Source organism: Cupriavidus sp. C3SS-1, from assembly GCF_057073755.1.
On record NZ_CP172699.1, the window covers coordinates 2032017 to 2050575 of the forward strand.

16 protein-coding genes are annotated in these 18559 nt (G+C 65.9%); 6 read left to right on the plus strand and 10 right to left on the minus strand.

What is annotated here, in order from left to right; all coding sequences use genetic code 11:
• The first annotated feature begins 27 nt into the window (after positions 1 to 27).
• Positions 28 to 960 carry a patatin-like phospholipase family protein gene (locus tag ACIGJC_RS09395; protein ID WP_483708510.1) on the plus strand — a complete coding sequence of 311 codons (933 nt, stop codon included), beginning with the start codon at positions 28 to 30 and terminating at the stop codon, positions 958 to 960.
• Between the two features lie 68 nt (positions 961 to 1028).
• On the opposite strand, the gene ACIGJC_RS09400 is transcribed toward ACIGJC_RS09395, so the two are convergent.
• The 5 genes from ACIGJC_RS09400 to ACIGJC_RS09420 all read right to left on the minus strand — a co-directional run bounded on the left by ACIGJC_RS09400 (position 1029) and on the right by ACIGJC_RS09420 (position 7809).
• On the minus strand, positions 1029 to 1715 hold the full coding sequence (locus ACIGJC_RS09400; protein WP_483708512.1) for a C40 family peptidase: 687 nt from the start codon (positions 1713 to 1715) through the stop codon (positions 1029 to 1031).
• 353 nt (positions 1716 to 2068) lie between these two features.
• Positions 2069 to 3703 carry an ABC transporter ATP-binding protein gene (locus tag ACIGJC_RS09405; protein ID WP_483711506.1) on the minus strand — a complete coding sequence of 545 codons (1635 nt, stop codon included), beginning with the start codon at positions 3701 to 3703 and terminating at the stop codon, positions 2069 to 2071.
• 32 nt (positions 3704 to 3735) lie between these two features.
• Positions 3736 to 4854: an ABC transporter permease gene (locus ACIGJC_RS09410; protein ID WP_483708514.1), complete on the minus strand. Its 1119-nt coding sequence runs from the start codon at positions 4852 to 4854 to the stop codon at positions 3736 to 3738.
• A complete protein-coding gene (locus ACIGJC_RS09415) occupies positions 4851 to 5903 on the minus strand; it encodes a microcin C ABC transporter permease YejB (RefSeq protein ID WP_483708515.1) in 1053 nt (350 codons plus the stop codon). The genes ACIGJC_RS09410 and ACIGJC_RS09415 overlap by 4 nt, the downstream gene beginning before the upstream one ends.
• Positions 5904 to 5919: 16 nt before the next feature.
• A complete protein-coding gene (locus ACIGJC_RS09420) occupies positions 5920 to 7809 on the minus strand; it encodes an extracellular solute-binding protein (RefSeq protein WP_483708516.1) in 1890 nt (629 codons plus the stop codon).
• Between the two features lie 220 nt (positions 7810 to 8029).
• Between ACIGJC_RS09420 and fabI the strand changes: the two genes are divergently transcribed.
• Positions 8030 to 8815 carry an enoyl-ACP reductase FabI gene (gene fabI / locus ACIGJC_RS09425; protein WP_483708518.1) on the plus strand — a complete coding sequence of 262 codons (786 nt, stop codon included), beginning with the start codon at positions 8030 to 8032 and terminating at the stop codon, positions 8813 to 8815.
• A gap of 87 nt (positions 8816 to 8902) precedes the next feature.
• Here fabI and ACIGJC_RS09430 read toward each other — a convergent pair whose 3' ends face one another.
• The 3 genes from ACIGJC_RS09430 to ACIGJC_RS09440 are packed head-to-tail and all read right to left on the minus strand — an operon-like array spanning position 8903 to position 11634.
• Positions 8903 to 9235, minus strand: a complete 333-nt coding sequence (locus tag ACIGJC_RS09430) for a hypothetical protein (RefSeq protein WP_483708519.1) — start codon at positions 9233 to 9235, stop codon at positions 8903 to 8905.
• Positions 9232 to 10146, minus strand: coding sequence for a DUF2950 domain-containing protein (locus ACIGJC_RS09435; protein WP_483711507.1), 915 nt, complete (start codon positions 10144 to 10146; stop codon positions 9232 to 9234). Before ACIGJC_RS09435 ends, ACIGJC_RS09430 begins: the two co-directional genes overlap by 4 nt.
• A gap of 18 nt (positions 10147 to 10164) precedes the next feature.
• Positions 10165 to 11634 (minus strand): DUF3300 domain-containing protein, encoded by a 1470-nt coding sequence (locus ACIGJC_RS09440; RefSeq protein WP_483708521.1) that lies wholly within the window; start codon positions 11632 to 11634, stop codon positions 10165 to 10167.
• A gap of 523 nt (positions 11635 to 12157) precedes the next feature.
• Here ACIGJC_RS09440 and ACIGJC_RS09445 point away from each other — a divergent pair.
• From ACIGJC_RS09445 to ACIGJC_RS09460, 4 genes are all read left to right on the plus strand, one after another.
• On the plus strand, positions 12158 to 13492 hold the full coding sequence (locus ACIGJC_RS09445) for an MFS transporter (RefSeq protein WP_483708522.1): 1335 nt from the start codon (positions 12158 to 12160) through the stop codon (positions 13490 to 13492).
• Positions 13493 to 13519: 27 nt separating this feature from the next.
• Positions 13520 to 14089, plus strand: a complete 570-nt coding sequence (locus ACIGJC_RS09450) for an RBBP9/YdeN family alpha/beta hydrolase (RefSeq protein ID WP_483708523.1) — start codon at positions 13520 to 13522, stop codon at positions 14087 to 14089.
• Between the two features lie 149 nt (positions 14090 to 14238).
• Positions 14239 to 15402: a porin gene (locus ACIGJC_RS09455; RefSeq protein WP_483708524.1), complete on the plus strand. Its 1164-nt coding sequence runs from the start codon at positions 14239 to 14241 to the stop codon at positions 15400 to 15402.
• A 237-nt stretch (positions 15403 to 15639) separates the two neighbouring features.
• Complete coding sequence (locus ACIGJC_RS09460) at positions 15640 to 17214, plus strand: GGDEF domain-containing protein (protein ID WP_483708526.1); 1575 nt, start codon at positions 15640 to 15642, stop codon at positions 17212 to 17214.
• Between the two features lie 18 nt (positions 17215 to 17232).
• Here ACIGJC_RS09460 and phaZ read toward each other — a convergent pair whose 3' ends face one another.
• Together phaZ and ACIGJC_RS09470 are read right to left on the minus strand one after the other, a co-directional pair.
• A complete protein-coding gene (phaZ, locus tag ACIGJC_RS09465; protein ID WP_483708527.1) occupies positions 17233 to 18039 on the minus strand; it encodes a poly(3-hydroxyalkanoate) depolymerase in 807 nt (268 codons plus the stop codon).
• A gap of 100 nt (positions 18040 to 18139) precedes the next feature.
• Positions 18140 to 18550 (minus strand): phasin family protein, encoded by a 411-nt coding sequence (locus ACIGJC_RS09470; protein ID WP_483708529.1) that lies wholly within the window; start codon positions 18548 to 18550, stop codon positions 18140 to 18142.
• Positions 18551 to 18559: the final 9 nt, after the last annotated feature.

Genomic DNA, 18559 nt, shown 5'->3' on the forward strand with positions numbered 1-18559 from the left:
CTGCCCATCCACCGGCACCCTCGATTCATGCAACGACGTCATTTCCTTGGCGCCTCGGCAGCCGCCCTGCTTTCCGCCTGTTCGTTCGGCCCGCGCCGCGGCACGCCGACGACGGCCAACCCGGTGGCGACCCAGCCGGCACCGCGCCCCATCAAGATCGGCCTGGCGCTGGGCGGCGGCGCCGCACGTGGTTTCGCCCATATCGGCGTGATCAAGGCACTCGAAGCCCAAGGCATCCACCCTGACCTGGTCACGGGCACCAGCGCCGGAGCGGTGGTCGCCGCGCTCTACGCCACCGGCATGAGCGGCTTCGAACTCAACAAGCTGGCGCTGACCATGGACGAGGCCGCCATTGCCGACTGGGCCCTGCCCTTCGGCAGCCGTTTTGGCGGCTGGCTCAAGGGCGAGGCGCTGCAAAAGTACGTGAACCGCCTGGTTTCGAATCGTCCGATCGAGGCCATGAAGCTGCCGCTGGGCATCGTGGCGACCGACCTCAAGACCGGCGAGCGCGTCCTGTTCCGGCGCGGCAATACGGGACAGGCCGTACGCGCGTCCAGCAGCGTGCCGGGCGTGTTCCAGCCGGTCTCGGTCCAGGGGCGGGACTATGTGGATGGCGGTCTCGTCGAGCCGGTTCCCGTGGATTCGGCACGCAGCATGGGCGCGGACTTCGTCATTGCCGTCAATATCTCGGCGGACCCGTCCAGCCAGAAGAATGACGGCCAGAGCGGCGTGCTGCTGCAGACGACGACGATCATGGGCCAGTCGATCAACAAGATGGCGCTGGCGCGCGCCGACGTGGTGATCCGCCCCGAACTGCCCGACATGGGCGGCAGCGACTTCAATGCGCGCAACCGCGCGGTTCTGGCCGGCGAACAGGCCACGGCCGCCATGATGTCCACGTTGCGCCAGCGGCTGGAGCGGGCCCGCTTGCAGCCGGCCGGCACCGTGGCGGCGCAATAGCCGGACGCTTCCCACCAACAAAAAAGGACTGCCGAAGCAGTCCTTTTTTTGTTGCAGCCGGTCCGGCTTCAACCGCCGTACAGCGTACGCGAGGTGGCGTTCGGGTCGAATCGCTTGAGCGTCTCGACCATGTTGCCAAGGCCGTCGCCGCGGTTCGATGACTGGCCGTCGTCGATACGGCGTGCGCCGTTGTAGCGCGTCACCCAATAGGCGGCGCGCATGTCGTCGACGCGGATCTTGCTGCCCGTGGAGGGGGCATGCACGAACTTGTTGTCGCCGATATAGATGCCAACGTGCGAGAAGGTCTGGCGCATGGTGTTGAAGAACACCAGGTCGCCCGGGCGTAGTTCATTGACAGCCACATTGGTGCCAACCTGGCTGATCTCGACGGAACGGCGCGGCAGCATGAAGCCGAAGGTGTCATTGAACACGTAGCGGACAAAGCCGCTGCAGTCCAGGCCGGATTCCGGGCTGTTGCCGCCAAAGCGGTAACGCACCCCAATCAGGCCAAGCGCATTCATGACCAGGTCGCCCGCCTTGCTGGCGACGTGGCTGGTGGAATTCACGACCGACGACAGCAAGCCGCGCTTGCCTTCCGCATGCGTGTCCGCGCCCAGTTGGGCCGAAGCATCGATGCGGGCATCGGGGTCCTTGAAAACCGTATCCGCCAGCACTCCATTCGACACAGTCGCACCGCAGGCAATGGCAATCCCGACGGCCACGCGTGCCAGGGAATGAAGTACCGATCGCTGCATTGGTTCTCCTGATGAATCGTTCGAATCATCGCCATCACGCCCGACGAATAACGCCAGCGAATATGGTGATGCCTGAATCATTGCGGGGATGACCGTACGCAAGAACCGCGCCGGTCACAAAGGCATACAAGCCGTGCAGGGCACGTCCCAAAGCGGACGAGCGACCACCCCAAAAATAGTCCTCGCGGGATGGTATCGGCTCGTCGCCACTCTGTCAAAGTTCGTTACAAATTTGACAGAAATAGCTTTCCAATCAACGACCTACTTCGGTTTCCGCATCTGGAATGTTGCTTTCCGCATGCCAGTGGCGTGACACCGCCCGCAGGCAGTGTGCATGCTGCACAGCAATGATGTCAGGCTGCACCAACCTGGGCAGCCGCCATCAGCTTGCGCGTATACGGATGTTGCGGCGCGCCGAGAACCGACTCGGTTTGCCCCGCCTCGACCACCTCGCCCGCCTTCATCACGATGACCCGGTGCGCCATGGCGCGTATCACGGCGAGGTCGTGGCTGATAAACAGGTAGCTGAGGTTGTACTTGTGCTGCAACTGGGAAAGAAGCCCCAGCACCTGCTGCTGGATCGAGACATCGAGCGCCGAAGTGGGCTCGTCGAGCACCAGCACCTGCGGCTTGAGGATCAGCACCCTGGCGATGGCGATGCGCTGGCGCTGGCCACCCGAGAACTCATGCGGGTAGCGTCCCAGCGCCGTGCGGTCGAGCCCGACTTCGCGCAGCGCCTCGATGACCTGCTGACGCATGGCGTCGCGCGACAAACCCTTCTGGTGCAGCCCCAGCCCCTCGCCGACAATCTGCTCGATCGTCATGCGTGGCGACAGCGACCCGAACGGATCCTGGAACACGACCTGCATGCGCGAACGCATTTCGCAACGGTCCTTGCGCGTGGCGCCGTCGAAACTGCTCCCGAGGAAATGGATAGTGCCGGCGCTCTTGCGCTGCAGGGCCAGCACCGCATGGGCCAGCGTGGTCTTGCCCGAGCCCGATTCCCCGACGATGCCGATGGTCTCGCCCTCGCGCAGCTGGAAATCGACATCCTTGACGGCCGCGAACTGGTCCTTGCCGAACCACCCCGCCATCCCCTTGCGCTTGCGCGAGTAGTTCACGCAAAGTCCGCGCGCTTCCAGCAGCGTAGGCGCCAGCGGCACCAGCGGCAGCACCTCGCGGCGCGGGCGGCTGTCGATGAGCTTGCGCGTATAGGGATGCTGGGGCGAGGCGAACACCTGGGCAGTGTCGCCCGTCTCGACCATCACGCCCTTCTCCATGACACCGACCCGCTGGGCAAACGAGCGCACTAGGTTCAGGTCGTGGGTGATCAGCATCACCGCCATGCCGAACTCGGTCTGCAAGTCGCGCAGCAGGTCCATGATCTGCGCACGGATGGTGACGTCCAGCGCCGTGGTCGGCTCGTCGGCCAGCAGCAGCTTCGGGCGGCATGCCAGGGCCATGGCAATCATGGCGCGCTGGCGCTGCCCGCCTGACAGCTGGTGCGGGAAACTGTCGAAGCGATGCGCGGCATCGCTGATGCCGGTGCGCTCCAGCAAGGCAATGGCGCGCTCGCGCGCCGCGCGCCGGTCCAGCCCTTCATGCAGCGCCAGCGTCTCGACGATCTGGTTGCCGATCGTGTAAAGCGGATTCAGCGCGGTCATCGGCTCCTGGAAGATCATGGCGATCTCCGCGCCGCGGATGGCACGCATCTCCCGATCCGAGACGTCGAGCAGGTTCCGGTCCTGGAAACGGATCGCCCCATCGTAGTGGGCGTCTTCCACGAGGCGCAGCATCGCCAGCGCGGTCACCGTCTTGCCGGAGCCTGACTCCCCGACCAGCGCGTAGCGCTCGCCGGCGCGCAGGTCGAAGCTGACTTCGCGCACGGCGCGCGTGGCATCGTCGCCATGGCCGAACGTGACCGAAAGCTTGTCCACGCAGATCAGCGTGCCACCTGCCGACGGCGGTGGCGACGGATCGGCCAGCATGGCCTCCGCTTCGCGGAGCTTGGGCACCACGTTCATGGCGTTGCTCCCGCAGGCGCACCAGCCGGCACCTTGGGCGCCACGCGGCCGCGTAGCGCGGCCAGGCCCAGGCGCGTGTCGAAGGCATCGCGCAGCGCATCGCCCATGAACGTCAGCAGCAGCAAGGTCACCACCAGCACGGCGAAGGTCGACAGCGAGATCCACCAGGCATCGAGGTTCCCCTTGCCCTGCGCCAGCAACTCGCCCAGGCTGGGCGTGGTGGGCGGCACGCCCAGGCCCAGGAAATCCAGGCTGGTGAGCGCCAGGATCGCCGCGCTCATGCGGAACGGCAGGAACGTGATCACCGGCGTCAGGCTGTTGGGCAGGATATGGCGCCACATGATCTGCACGTTGGACAGGCCCAGCGCGCGCGCGGCCTTGACGTAGTCGAGCGAGCGATTGCGGTAGAACTCCGCGCGCACGTAATCCGAAAGCCCCATCCAGCCGAACAGCGACAGCAGGATGATCAGCAGCGCCAGGCTGGGCTCGAAGATCGACGCGAAGATGATCAGCAGGTACAGCTCCGGCATGGAACTCCAGATTTCGATGGCCCGCTGCGAGAACAAATCGAAGCGCCCGCCAAAGAAGCCCATCAGCGCGCCGGTCAGTGTTCCGATCAGCACGCCAAGCACCGTCAGCGCCATGCCGAACAGCACCGACACGCGGAAGCCATAGAGCAGCCGCGCCAGGATGTCGCGGCCACGGTCATCGGTGCCGAGCCAGTTTTCAGCCGACGGCGGTGCGGGGTTGGGCTCCTTGGCGAAGTAGTTGAGCGAGTCGTACGAATAGCGGTTCAGCGGGAACACCGCGAAATTGCCATTCGAGGTGATGCGGTCGCGGATATAGGGATCGAGGTAGTCCGCCGGCGTGGCGAAATCCCCATCGAAGGTGGTTTCAGGATAGACCTTGACGATCGGGAAATACCACTCGCCCTTGTAGCGCACCACCAGCGGGCGGTCGCTCGACAGCACTTCCGCACACAGGCTCAGCGCAAAGATCGCCACGAACAGGATCAGGCTCCAGTAGCCCAGGCGATTGCGCCGGAATCGCTGCCACGCCCGCTGGCGCGGCGACAGCGAGTGCGGCAAGCCCGTCGCTTGCGAAAGTGATTTCATCGGTGCAAGGCCTCGAAATGGATGCGCGGATCGACCAGCACGTAGCAGACGTCGGAAATCAGCCGGGTAACCAGGCCGATCAGGGTGAACAGGTAAAGCGTGCCCAGCACCACCGGATAGTCGCGCCGAAGCACGGCCTCATACGACAGCAGGCCAAGGCCGTCGAGCGAGAACAGCGTTTCGATCAGCAGCGACCCGGTGAAGAACGCGCCGATGAACGCGGCCGGGAACCCGGTGACCAGCGGGATCAAGGCGTTGCGGAACACGTGCTTCCAGAGCACGCGGCGCTCCGACAAACCCTTGGCCCGCGCGGTCAGCACGTACTGGCGGCGGATCTCGTCCAGGAAGGCGTTCTTGGTCAGCATGGTCACCACGGCAAAGCTGCCCACCACCGACGCGGTAATCGGCAGCACCAGGTGCCACAGGTAGTCCATGACCTTGCCCATCAGCGACAGCTGGTCCCAGTTGTCGGAGGTCAGGCCGCGCAGCGGAAACCACTGGACGAAGGTACCGCCACCGAACAGCACCAGCAGCAGCACCCCCAGCACGAAGCCCGGGATGGCGTAGCCGACCAGCACGATCATGCTGGTCACCACGTCGAACCGGCTGCCGGCGCGGATGGCCTTGGAAATCCCGAGCGGCACCGATATCAGGTAGGTCAGGAAGAAGGTCCACAGCCCGAGGCTCACCGAGACCGGCAGCTTGGACTTGACCAGCTCCCACACGCTGCGGTGCTGGAAATAGCTCTGGCCAAGGTCAAACCTGGCAAAGCGCTTGAGCATCAGGAAGTAGCGCTCGAGCGGCGGCTTGTCGAAGCCATACAGGGCCTGGATTTCCTTGATCTTCTCTGGATCCACGCCGCGGCGGCCACGGTACTCGGCACCGCCGCCGCTGGCTTCGCCGCCACCGCCGCCGCGCCCCTTGAGTTCGAGCATCATCTGCTCGACGGGGCCGCCCGGCACGAACTGGATCACGGCGAAGGTCAGCGTGATGACCCCGATCAGCGTCGGAATCATCAGCAGGATGCGCTTGAACAGATAGGCAAGCATCGGCTGCCCCCTTTCTTCAGCGAGCCGCGGATGACGCGACCGTATCGGTGCGCCACCAGTTGCTCAGAATCCAGCCTTCGGCCGTGTAGTAGTAAGGCAGCCGGTCCTTCGGATAGCTCAGTTCCTTGCGGTAAGCCACCCGATGCGAAGCACTGTACCAGTTCGGCACGATGTAATAGCCATGCATCAGCACCCGGTCCAGCGCCCGGCCCGCAGTGACGAGTTCCTCACGCGTATTGGCGTGCAGGACATCGTCCACGAGCCGGTCGACCTGCGGCGACTTCAACCCGAACAGGTTGTCCGAGCCCGGCGTATCGGCCGCCTCGCTCGAGAACCGGTCGCGCAGTTCGTTGCCCGGGCTCTGCGAATCGGGGAAGCGGATCGACACCATGTCGAAGTCGAAGTCCTCGAGCCGCTTCTGGTACAGCGCGTAGTCGGTGGTGCGCTGGTTGACCTGGATGCCGAGCTTCTCGAGATTGCGGACGTAGGTCGTGATCACCCGGCTCATGGCGCCGCCGTCGTCAAGAAACTCGAACACCATCGGCTCGCCCTTGGCGTTGCGCAGCGCATCATCGGTGTAGGTCCAGCCGGCCTGCGCCAGCAGGCGGCGCGCCTCGCGCAGGTTGTCCCGCAGCGAGCGCGGCGGATTGGTGCTCGGCTGCACGACATCGGGGCCAAAGACCTCGGACGGCAGTTTGGCCTGCATCGGCTCGAGCAGCTTCAGCTCCCCCGGCCCCGGCCTGCCGTCAAAGGTGGCGCTTGCCGCCAGTTCGCTGTTGGAGAACCAGCTGTTCAGCCGCTTGTATGCGCCATAGAAGAGCTGGCGGTTGAGCCATTCGAAATCCAGCGCGAGGATCAGCGCCTGCCTGACCCGCACGTCCTTGAAGATCGGCTTGCGCATATTCATGACGAAGCCCTGCATGCCGGCGCCGTTGCGGTGCGGGAACTCGGTCTTGATCAGCTCGCCCTTGCTGAAGCGCGTGCCCTGGTAGCTCTTGGCCCAGTTCTTGGCACGGTATTCGACGATGGCGTCGAATTCGCCGGCCTTGAAGGCTTCGAGCTTGGCGGTTTCGTCCTTGTAGAGCCGGTACACCACGCGCTCGAAGTTGAAGGTGCCGCGCCGCACCGCGAGGTTCTTGCCCCAGTAGTTCGGGTCGCGCTTGAAGATGATGCCGCGGCCCGCGTCATAGCGGTCGATGATGTACGGGCCGCTGGTCACCGGCTCCTCGAAGGTCAGCTTCTCGAACGACACCTTCTGGGTCCACTTCTTTGAGAACACGGGCAGCGAGCCGACAATCAGCGGCAATTCGCGGTTGCGCTGCTTGAAATCGAAGCGCACGCTACGCTCGCCCGTGACCACCACCGATTTCACGTCCGTGCACATGCTGCGGTAGCCGGGGCTGGACGCCTTGCTCATCAGCATGTCGTAGGAATACTTCACGTCCGAAGCGAGGACCGGATCCCCATTGGAGAAGCGTGCCTCGGGACGGATATGGAAGACCACCGACAGCTCGTCCGGCGCCACCGTGACGTCATCGGCCAGCAGGCCATACGAGCTGGCGGTTTCATCGGCGCTGCTGATCAGCAGCGACTCGAACATCAGGGCATTGAGGCCCGGCGCGGCAGTTCCCTTCAGCGTGAACGGGTTGAACTTGTCGAAGCTCGTGCGGCGGTCCGGATTGGCGAGTGTCAGCGTACCGCCGATCGGGGCGTCCGGATTGACATAATCGAAATGCTTGAAATCGGCGGGGTATTTGAGATCGCCGTGCAAGGCAAAACCATGCTCCGCATTCGCCGTAGCGGGAACCCCCGCCGCCAGCGCCAGCGCCAGCCCAACCCGCAGTACCGCATCCCGACGGAAGCACTGCCATGCCGCCTGAAGCGGCCAACGTGCTTGAATAGGCATCCCGCTGGATTCCTCCAATATGACCTCTGGGGTCCGGCGTTCTGCGGCCGGGCCAAGTTGTGAGACAATTTTACATGCGTTCGGGTGGGCTCCAGCCATCCGGACATTCCCTCTACGCGGCGCAATAAAATGGCCGTCTGACACCGGGGGCATGCCCCCGGCCGCAGGGCCGACGCAGAAAGCGTGCCCCAAACACCACCTTGACCACCTAGGAGAATTCATGGGATTTCTGGCAGGAAAGCGGATCCTCATCACCGGCTTGCTCTCGAACCGTTCGATTGCCTATGGCATCGCCTCGGCCTGCAAACGCGAAGGCGCCGAACTCGCCTTCACCTACGTCGGTGAACGGTTCAAGGACCGGATCAGCGACTTTGCCAAGGAATTCGGCACCGACCTCATCTTCGACTGCGACGTCGGCAGCGACGAGCAGATCGCCGCGACCTTCGCCGGCCTGGGCCAGCGCTGGGAAAAGCTCGACGGCCTGGTGCACTCGATCGGTTTCGCCCCGCGTGAAGCCATTGCCGGCGACTTCCTGGAAGGCCTGTCGCGCGAAGGCTTCCGCGTCGCGCACGACATCTCGGCCTACAGCTTCCCGGCACTGGCCAAGGCCGCGCTGCCGATGCTGGCGGACAATGCCTCGCTGCTGACCATGACCTACCTCGGTGCCGAGCGCGTGGTGCCCAACTACAACACCATGGGCCTGGCCAAGGCCGCGCTGGAAGCCAGCGTGCGCTACCTGGCGGCCTCGGTCGGTCCGCGCGGCATCCGTGCCAACGGCATTTCGGCCGGCCCGATCAAGACGCTGGCGGCGTCCGGCATCAAGGACTTCGGCAAGCTGCTCAACGCCTTCGAGAACACGGCCCCGCTGCGTCGCAACGTGACCATCGAGGAAGTGGGCAATGTCGCGGCGTTCCTGCTGTCGGACCTGGCCAGCGGCGTGACCGGCGAAATCACGTATGTCGATGCCGGCTTCAATGTCGTCGGCGCGATGCCGGCCGACGCGTAAGCCGCCGTCCGCCTGCCGGCCCTGAAGGGGCGCCAGCTTTGCTGGCGCCTTTTTCATGGGCGGCGGTTCAGTGCACGCGCGCAGGCCTCACCGGCCCATGCGCTGGTCGTAACGGCTGGAGATACGTCCGAGCAGGCCCGGATCGCGTGAATCGCTCGAATCGAACTGTACGCGCACCGAGCCGTCGGCCTGCCGCACTACGCTGGCCCGGATCATCGTATTGCCGACATTGCCGGCAATGGACCCGCTGGCGCGATCCTGCACACTGACAGCCACACCCTCATCGCGCATGGCGCCCGCCGCGGCGTCGAACGAGCGATCGAAATTCGCCGGCACCATCGCCGGCGCGCCATAGTAGGTGCATCCACCCTGGAAGGTCATCAGCACCGCAGCCAGCCCCGCGAGGAAGATGCGTGTCATGGCGTCACCCTGGTCCAGCCCGATCCCGGATCGAATGAGGTCGTCGCTGCCGCCTTGGTCGCGGTCTCGGTGCCGAGGTCGCGCTCGAAGACCTCACCCGAATGGCTGACCATGAAGGTCTTCACACCGGTCTGGCCATAGCGGACCGGCCAGGCGATCACGGCGAATCCCCCGAACAGCTTGCCGCGCACCTGGTAATCGAATGCGCCGCCGGGCGCGCTCGCGCCCTGCTTCGTGAGCAGCTTGTAGTGGTAGCCGTAGTAGCCTTCCGCGCCCGCGCCGCGCTTGCCGGCGGTCAGGAACGCCTCGCCCAGCGGGCTCGGCTTTTCTCCCGGCTTGGTGGGCCAGTACAGGCCGTCCTGCTTGCCGGGCGAGCTGGCCAGCTTCGAGGCATAGGCGAGCACGCCGCTGCCGTCGTGATCGACCTGCGCATACTCGGCCTGCGCATCGTGAATGGCCAGCAAGGTCTGCATGACGGCCAGTTCGTTGCGCCCGATCTGGCGCACGCGCATTTCCTGAAGGCCCGCGGCCGTATCGAAGTGCCAGCCTTGCGCGGTCTTGACCAGCGGCACGGGCAGTGTCCATCCATCCGAGCCGACGGCAATGCGCGCATGCTGGTCATCGACTGCCTGCACCGCGTGGGACGCACCCCAGGCGGTCAGGAACCGGGTACGGATGTCGGCGCCGACGGGTGGAATCAGCTTCGCGAACCCTTCACCGAAGATTTTCTTCATGGCCGCGTCGTCGCTGCTTTCGACCGCAGACCCAAAGGCGGCCATCGCGTCATTGGCCGTCGGGAAGTTCTGCTGCGCGTGCGCGAACCCTGCGGTGCCGGCGACCAGCGCCAGCGCGACGGCGACCTGGCGGCACCGGGCCGCAAATGGCATACCGGAAAAGACAAGTGGCTTCATCATGGCCGTTCTCCCCGTTCAGCGCCTGCCACCACCGCCACGACCGCCGCCACCGCCGCCGCGACCGCCACCGCCAAATCCACCGCCTCCGCGGCCACCGCCGCCTCCGCCACTGAACCCGCCGCCACCGCGATTGGCCGGCGACGATTGCAGGCTGCTGCGGCCGCGATCGAAATCACGCTGCGACGCGCCGCCGCCGCCAACGCCCTGGAAGGCACTATCGCGGGCTCCGCTACGATTCGCGGTCTGTGCGCGGTTCCCCGCACCCGCCGCGCCGCCACGATTCCCGGTGCCAGCCCGGTCCGAAACACCAGCCCGGTTCGATGCACCGCCGCGATCGCCGACGCCACCGCGATCGCCTACGCCACCGCGATCGCCTACACCACCACGGTCACCGACACCACCGCGGTCGCCCACGCCGCCCCGGTCGCCCACGCCGCCGCGATCGCCAACGCCCCCCCGGTCACCCACGCCCCCGCGATCACCGAGACCGCCCCTGTCTCCGGCACCTTCGCGGCCACGGAACTCGTTGCGCCGATCGCCTCCGGGCACATTGCGGCCGAATTTCTCGCGCGAGGCATTGTCCCGGTAGGCCACGCCCTTGCGGTGGCCGGCGTCGTGCTGCCACTTGCCGTTCTGCACCTTGGAGGCGTTGAAGTTGCGGTCGATATTGGTGGCCCGGTTGACGTTGACGTTGACGTCGCCACCGCCCCAGTTGCAGCCACCGAAGATCGCGCCCGCCGCCGCCAGGCCGACGCCCCAGGCGAAGCCCGTCGCCAGCGCGGCGCCAGGATAGTAGGCCGGATACGGCGGCCAGTAATACGGCGGATAGGAAGGATATCCCCATGACCCGTACACCACGGTCGGGTTATAGGACGGCACGTAGATGACTTCCGGGTTGGCCGGCTCGATCTTGACGATGGTTTGTCCCGGCTGCCCCGATACCATGCCCTGCTCTACGCTCACCTGCTGCTGCTCGTTCGACTTCAGGTTGCCGGCCTGCTGCGCCTTTGCGCGCAGGCGCTGCACCGCGGCCAGCACGTCCGCTTCCTGCGCCAGGAACGCATCGCCGAGCTTCTGGGTCCAGTCGAGCTTGTCGTTCATCGGCTCCAGCGCCTGCGGGAAGGCGACCAGCGACTTGACGCTGACATCCCACGACTGGTTGGCCACCGCCTTGACGGCATCGTCGCCCTTGAGCTTGGGATTGGCCTTGACCCAGCGCGCCGCCTGCACGATTTCAAGCGGGTAGGTTGAGGCCATCAGCACCTGCGACAACACCGAATCCGGGTAAAGCGCAATGGGCGCTACCAGCGCCTCCAGTTCCTCGGGCTTGAACGTGGGCGCCTGTGGCTGCGTAGACGCCTGCGGCTGCGGCTGTCCCGGAGCGGGCGCCTGTTGTTGCGCAATGACAGTGCCAGCGCCTGACATCAGGCTGGTCACGAGCACGCCGCAGGCCACCCGGACCAGGCTCCTTCCACAAACACTCATGACGACTCTCCCCGGCTGAAGTCAGCGGAAAAGCGGCACGGTTGCCCGTGCGCGCGCGAACCGTCCGGGCACTGCGAGTGACGGTCACGCTACGACGATAGTGCGTCGCGGGCACATTTGCAATTTCTCGCGAATTAATTCAGATCACTTGGGCCAGGCCTGCACAGCGCTTTCATTCACGAGTGCGTCGGCGTGTGATGGAGCGTATCGGGGTCATCAATCCGCGGACACACAACCGATCCGGCGACGCATCGGATGCCTGCCTAAGATGGGTGAAGCAGGCCCATCACCGCTGCCGAATTGCACTGTCCGACACGCGCGGTGCGGCCCGCCGGGCACCTCCTACGCGTTTTCCCCGACTGTCCCGAGATGCAAACAAGTTGTCCCGGATAGTCAAACCGCGACCTGACAATCCCCGATACTTCGCCAGTCGCGACCGGAGCCGTTCAAGTGCCCGGGCAGAAGCGGCGACGCCCGGCGGCCGCAGCCGCAAGCGATCGAGTCTTACAGAAGAGAGGCATCCATGCTTGGACAACAATCCACCCACCCCACCATGCTGACCGGCAAGCCGGCCGCGACCGCTTCGCGCCTGTACCCGTGGCTGGTGTTCGCCCTGAGCTTCGGCCTGCTGCTGTCCGACTACATGTCGCGCCAGGTGCTCAACGCCGTGTTCCCGCTGCTGAAGGCGGAATGGGCGCTGACCGATACCGAGCTGGGCGCCCTGGGCGGCATCGTCGCCCTGATGGTCGGCCTGCTTACGTTTCCGCTGTCGATCCTTGCCGACCGCTGGGGCCGCGTCAAAAGCCTGACGCTGATGGCCGCGCTCTGGAGCCTGGCCACGCTGGGCTGCGCACTGGCCAACAATTTTGGTGAAATGTTCATCGCCCGACTGTGTGTCGGCATCGGCGAAGCCGCTTACGGCAGCGTCGGCATCGCCGTGGTGCTGTCGGTATTCCCGCGCCACCTGCGCGCCAGCCTGAGCTCGGCCTTCATCGCCGGCGGCGCCTTCGGTTCGGTGCTGGGCATGGCCGCCGGCGGCACGCTGTCGGCCCAGTTCGGCTGGCGCTGGGCATTCGCCGGCATGGCGATCTTCGGCCTGGTGCTGGTAGTCATCTATCGCGCTCTCATCACGGAACCGCGCCTGAAGGCTCAACGCCTCGCGCTTGGGGAGGACGCACCCGACGAAACCAAGCGCGAGAGCCTGGCCCTGCGCCCGCTGCTGTCCGCACTGTTCTCGGCCCGTTCGATCCTCTGCGCCTACGTTGGCAGCGCGCTGCAACTGCTCGTCATGGGGGCGCTGCTGGCCTGGATGCCCAGCTACCTGTCGCGCTACTACGGCATGGCGACCGATCGCGCAGGCATCACCGCTGCCGCCTTCGTACTGGCTGCGGGCGTCGGCATGGTGGCGTGCGGCGCGCTGACCGACTGGGTCGCCCGTCGTTGCCCGGCCCGCAAATGGCTGATGGCGATCGCCTATAGCCTGGTCTGCTGCGCGCTGCTGGCCGTGGCCTTCCGGATGCCGGCCGGTGCAGCGCAACTGGCCCTGATCGGTGCCGGCATGCTGCTGGTGGGCGGTACGGCCGGCCCCGCCAGTGCGGTGGTCGCCAACCTGACGAATCCCGCCATCCACGCCACGGCATTCGCCACGCTCACGCTGGCCAACAACCTGATGGGCCTGGCGCCCGGACCGTTCGTCACCGGCGTGCTCGCCGACCGCATCGGCCTGCTCGGCGCCCTGCAGTGGATTCCGCTGACCGGCCTGCTCGCCGCGGTGTGCTTCATCGTCGGCCGCCGCTACTACGCCGATGACCTGCAGCGCCTGGAACGCCAGTGCGACGCCCGGCAAGCCGCCCACTGACCTCCACCCCGACTAACTGGAATCCCGATGAGCCTGACTCCCGACACCACCGTCCTGCTGGTTCCCGGTCTGCGCGACCACGTGGCCGAGCACTGGCAAACCCTGCTCGAGGCGCAACTGCCGAACGCTCGTTCCGTGGCGCCGCTGGAGCACGACAAGCTGAGCCGCGACGCACGCGTGGCCGCGCTGGACGCTGCGCTGGCGAAGATCAACGGTCCCGTGGTGCTGGTCGCCCACAGCGCCGGCGTGATGATCAGCGTGCACTGGGCCGCTAAGCATCACCGCAAGATCCGCGGCGCCCTGCTGGTGACGCCGGCCGACCTCGAAACGCCGATGCCGGCCGGCTATCCGCAAAAGGAAGCCCTGGCCGAGCATGGCTGGCTGCCCGTGCCACGCAAGCCGCTGCCCTTCCCGAGCATCCTGGCCGCGAGCCGCAATGATCCGCTGGCAACGTACGAACGCGCCACCCGGATGGCGAGCGACTGGGGCAGCCAGCTGGTCGACCTCGGCGAGGTCGGCCACCTCAACCCGGCCGCCGGCTACGGACCTTGGCCGCGCGCTACGGAACTGATCGACCAGTTACTCCGCCTCTGCTGACGAATACGACAAACGCCGGCAGCAGACCCGCAGACCGCAAGGTCGGCACGGGCCGCGTCGGCGCGCGCCCCCAAAGCAGTACCCAGCAGCACCTCATTTCGACGGGAACACCCGCACCACCACCAAAGAAAGAAACGGAGAATTGCCCCATGAAACTCAGGAGCATGGCCCTGGCCACATTGCTTGCCTGTTCGGGAAGCGCATTTGCGCAATCCAACGTCACGCTGTACGGCGTCGCCGACATCAACATCGAATATGCAAACCATGTTGGCGCCATTCCGCAGGCGGCCAACCAGTTCAATTCGGGTCCGTCCCACAACGTCTACCGCATGGACTCCGGTGGTGTGTCGGGCTCCCGCTGGGGCCTGCGCGGCACCGAAGATCTCGGCAATGGCCTGAAGGCGCTGTTCGTGCTCGAGAACGGCTTCAGCCTGGATAGCGGCACCCTGCAGCAGAGCAGCCGCCTGTTCGGCCGCCAGGCGTATGTCGGCGTGCAGAGCGCCACTTTCGGCCAGGTCACCCTCGGTCGCCAGTACACCTCGATCTTCGAAGCGCTCGCCAACTTCGTGCCGGGTGCCTATGCCACGCAGTACGAGCCGGCTGCCTTCCTGACCGGCCCGAACTTCCGTGAAGACAACACGGTGAAGTACACGGGCCAGTTCGGCCCGGTCACGGCCCTGGCCCACTGGTCGTTCGGTACCGGGCTGGCCCTGCCGGCCTTTATCGGCGCGGCCACGCCGATCGGCGGCAACGGCGAAGTCCCGGGCCAGTTCCGGCGCGACAGCGCCTACGGTACGGCCCTGGCCTACTCGGCGGGCCCGTTCGGCGTTACCGCCGGCTACGACCAGTGGAATCCGACCATCGGCACCGGCAACGGCACCTTCAAGAAGGCCGTGGTCGCTGCCAGCTACACCTACGGGCCGGCCAAGGTCATGGGCGGCTACCGCTGGGGCCAGAACAAGAATGCGGCGGACGTCCTGATCCAGCGCGATGACTTCTACTGGATCGGCGCCGCCTACCAGGTGACGCCGTCCGTTGCCCTGTCGCTCGAGTACGACTACGACAACCTCAAGAGCCAGTTCGGCAACACCGGTCTCGCCAATCCCTGGCAGGTCGCGTTCATTGCGAACTACGCATTCTCCAAGCGTACCGATGTGTACCTGAGCACGGCCTACTCCAAGCACGCCGGCCTGTCCATGGATTCGGTCGCCAACGTCTTCGCCACCAGCCTTGCCACGGGCAACAGCTACGCGCTGGCCAATGGCCAGAACTCCATGCTTGGCGTGGCCCTGGGTATTCGCCACAAGTTCTAAGCCGACTTAAGAAAAGCATGCTCGTTGCGGCTGTGTCGGGGAGAGATCCCCGCGCAGCCGTTTTTTTTCTTTGCCTGCCCCCACCAAGAACCAGCGTCGCTGGCTTTCCGGCAACCCGCCGACAGCCAGCCCGATACCGTGGCGTGGAGTCGGCCGGAGCCCGATCTATAATGGGCGCCACCATTCAGGGCAGGCAAGGCAGACGACCTGCGATGCCCTCCGGGCCAGCCGCGACCCATGCCTTTCTACCCTCTAGTCCTTTGCCTGACGATTGCCGTAGTCGGTGCCGTTGGCATGATCTTCACCGCCCTGCCGCGGCGCGATGATCCGACCGTCAGGGCATTCCTGACGCTGGCGGTCGGCGTGGCGATCTGGAGTGGCGGGCGGCTGCTGGAGGTCAGTTCGCCAGACCTTTACTGGCGCATCCTCTGGGCGAAGATCCAGTATTTCGGCATCGTCGCCGTTCCGATCGGCTGGCTTGTAGCCATGGCGCACCTGAGCCGGCCGCGCTACGTGGTGCCGTGGTCGATCCTGTCTCTGCCATGGCTGGCGGCGGCCGTGACGGTCGCGCTGGTCTTTACCAACGAATACCACCACTGGATCTGGACCCGCATCACGCTCTCGCCGCCTGGCGTTGCGCCGGGAGCGGTGTTCGAGCACGGCCCCGGCTATGCCCTGGCCGCCGCGTGGACCTACGGGCTGCTGGCCCTGAGCCTGTACTTCCTGCTGACCGCCGAAGTGCCGAACGAAGCGCTGTCGCGACGGGGCCGCAATATCCTCGCCGGCGCCCTGCTGCTTCCGCTGAGCGCGCACGCGGCCTACCTTGTGCGCTGGACCGGCCCGCTGGGCGGCGACCTGACGCCTGCCACGTTCTCGCTGATGGCGGTGCTGGTGTGGTTCTGCGCCCTGCGCACGCATCTTGGCGACATTGGCCATTACGCGCGGCTGCGCGTCTTCGATGCCCTCGGCGAAGGCTGCGTGATCGTGAGCCCCGAGGGCATGGTGGTGGATTTCAACCCGGCTTGCGCGCGGCTGCTGCCGGAGATTGCCCGGAACCGGCCGGCGCCCGCGGCGCTGGAAAGCGTGCTGTCCGAGACGGCCGGCAATGCGGTGCCGATCGTGCCGCCCGGCATGCCGTTCGAACTGTGCGCCGAGGCGGTCCGTCGCATGGACGGCAAGCGCATCGGCACGCTGGTCTTCCTGCGTGATATCACCCGCTATCGCGAGCGCGAACTGGCGCTGACCCAGCGCTTGGGCCAGACCCAGGCGCAGCTGTCGCGCATCCAGGCCGACCTGGACATCGACGCGCTGACCGGCATTCCCAACCGCCGATATTTCCAGCGCGAAGCGCACGCCGCCGCCGAGCGCGCGTTTGCACGCGGCAGCTTGCTGGGATTGATGATCCTCGATATCGATCGCTTCAAGCAGTTCAACGATCTCTACGGCCATCCGGTCGGCGACGCGTGCCTGCGGCAGGTGGCAGGCGCCCTGGTCAGCGAACTGGAGCCTGGCCAGTTCTGCGCGCGCCTGGGCGGTGAGGAATTTGCGGTGGTGTTGCCCGAAGCCAGCCCGCAGGACACGCACGCGCTGGCGCAGCGGCTGGTCGCGGCGGTGCGCCGCCTGGATATCCCGCACGACGGCTCGCCGACCCAGCCGGTGGTCACGATCAGCCTGGGCGCGGTCTGCGCGATTCCGGAGATGCCGGCGATCGACACCCTCCTGAGCCGCGCCGACAGCGCCATGTACCAGGCCAAGCGCACCGGCCGTAACCGCTTCGTGCAGGAGCAGGCGCCCGGCGTACCGAGTTCCTGAAACTCCCGCACGCTATCCTCAGTGGCTGTTCCCGTGCAGGAACTCCGCCACCACGCGCGCCGTTTCACCGGCGGCGGTCAGCAGGAAAAGGTGGCCGTCATCGTCGAAAACTCGGAGCGTGGCGTGCGGAATGCACTTTGCCAGGATCCTCGCATTCACCAGCGGCACGATCGGATCATCGCTGCCATGCAACACCAGCGTGTGCTGCTTCAGCGCCCCGAGCCATGGCAGGCTGCTCCAGCCCCATGCGGCCATCAGCTGGTAAAGGTAGCCGCGTCCGCGCGGCGGATGCATATGACGGCCATGCTCGTCGAGCAGTGACGGGTCGTCACGGAAAGCCCCGCCGTAAAGCTCCGCGCCCACGCGCTGCAGGTACTGCGGATCGGAATACCGCCGCACGCCGATCATCTTCGTGAGCACGGACGGACTGCCCGGCACCATCAGGACACCGGGCGACGTCGCGGCCAGCACCAGCCGGCGGCAGCGCCGCGGATACAGCCGCGCGAACTCCTGCGCGAGCGCCCCGCCCCATGAAACGCCGAGCGTATCGACGGGTCCCGCATAGCCAAGGCGCGACAGCAGCTTGTCGGCCATCACGCACAGGTTGGAAAAGCGATAGGGAAACAATGGCGCCGGAGAGTGCCCTGCACCGGGGATGTCGAAGATGATGACTTCGACGTCCTCCAGCGCATCGACGAACGGCTCGACGAGTTCGAGGTTGGCGCCAATGCCGTTGAAGATGAGCAGCGGCGGATGCGCGCGGCTGCCGGGCCGGATGCCGACCCTGAGTTCCTGCCCGTCCAGGTCTACCGTTCGGGTCTGCATGATTTGTCCAGCGTCGAGGCTGGTGTTGTTTGTCGTCATCAAGTGTCCCGGAGAGAATGGCGGCGAAGCATGGCCGGGGGCGGCCATGCTTCCCTTGCGCTTACTGCTTGGGACGCAGGATGCCCTTCACCTCTTCGACGTTTTCCGCCAGGCGCTTGCCCACCGTGGCAACGCTGTCGGCCTGGGCCTTGTACACCGTATCGGTCAGGCCGCGCAGGCCGGCCACGGCCTTCTGCAGCGAGCGCGGCAGCACTTCCGAGACCTTGGCCGCGGACTCGCCGTCGGCGCCCTGGCCACGGCGCGCGAGCGACTGCAGCTCGGCGGCGGTGTCCGTCAGGAACTCGGCCTGCTGACGCACCAGCGATTGCAGGCCGGCCAGCAGCGTGACGTTCACGCTGGCGATCGCCTCGATGTCCTTGCGGCGCGATTCGAGGATCGCCGCCGGGTCCAGGCGGTTCTGCTTGACGAAATCAAACACCTTTTTGTAGGCGGCGGTATTGGTGGCTTCCATCTTCAACTC

What these genes read in the sequence shown, in the direction of transcription:
- ACIGJC_RS09450 (WP_483708523.1), top strand. Translation starts at nt 13,520, where the DNA reads ATGAGCCTGACTCCCGACACCACCGTCCTGCTGGTTCCCGGTCTGCGC.
- ACIGJC_RS09440 (WP_483708521.1), bottom strand. Translation starts at nt 11,634, where the DNA reads ATGAGTGTTTGTGGAAGGAGCCTGGTCCGGGTGGCCTGCGGCGTGCTC.
- ACIGJC_RS09400 (WP_483708512.1), bottom strand. Translation starts at nt 1,715, where the DNA reads ATGCAGCGATCGGTACTTCATTCCCTGGCACGCGTGGCCGTCGGGATT.
- ACIGJC_RS09470 (WP_483708529.1), bottom strand. Translation starts at nt 18,550, where the DNA reads ATGGAAGCCACCAATACCGCCGCCTACAAAAAGGTGTTTGATTTCGTC.
- ACIGJC_RS09420 (WP_483708516.1), bottom strand. Translation starts at nt 7,809, where the DNA reads ATGCCTATTCAAGCACGTTGGCCGCTTCAGGCGGCATGGCAGTGCTTC.
- ACIGJC_RS09455 (WP_483708524.1), top strand. Translation starts at nt 14,239, where the DNA reads ATGAAACTCAGGAGCATGGCCCTGGCCACATTGCTTGCCTGTTCGGGA.
- phaZ (WP_483708527.1), bottom strand. Translation starts at nt 18,039, where the DNA reads ATGCAGACCCGAACGGTAGACCTGGACGGGCAGGAACTCAGGGTCGGC.
- ACIGJC_RS09435 (WP_483711507.1), bottom strand. Translation starts at nt 10,146, where the DNA reads ATGAAGCCACTTGTCTTTTCCGGTATGCCATTTGCGGCCCGGTGCCGC.
- ACIGJC_RS09460 (WP_483708526.1), top strand. Translation starts at nt 15,640, where the DNA reads ATGCCTTTCTACCCTCTAGTCCTTTGCCTGACGATTGCCGTAGTCGGT.
- ACIGJC_RS09410 (WP_483708514.1), bottom strand. Translation starts at nt 4,854, where the DNA reads ATGAAATCACTTTCGCAAGCGACGGGCTTGCCGCACTCGCTGTCGCCG.
- ACIGJC_RS09445 (WP_483708522.1), top strand. Translation starts at nt 12,158, where the DNA reads ATGCTTGGACAACAATCCACCCACCCCACCATGCTGACCGGCAAGCCG.
- ACIGJC_RS09395 (WP_483708510.1), top strand. Translation starts at nt 28, where the DNA reads ATGCAACGACGTCATTTCCTTGGCGCCTCGGCAGCCGCCCTGCTTTCC.
- ACIGJC_RS09430 (WP_483708519.1), bottom strand. Translation starts at nt 9,235, where the DNA reads ATGACACGCATCTTCCTCGCGGGGCTGGCTGCGGTGCTGATGACCTTC.
- ACIGJC_RS09415 (WP_483708515.1), bottom strand. Translation starts at nt 5,903, where the DNA reads ATGCTTGCCTATCTGTTCAAGCGCATCCTGCTGATGATTCCGACGCTG.
- fabI (WP_483708518.1), top strand. Translation starts at nt 8,030, where the DNA reads ATGGGATTTCTGGCAGGAAAGCGGATCCTCATCACCGGCTTGCTCTCG.
- ACIGJC_RS09405 (WP_483711506.1), bottom strand. Translation starts at nt 3,703, where the DNA reads ATGCTGGCCGATCCGTCGCCACCGCCGTCGGCAGGTGGCACGCTGATC.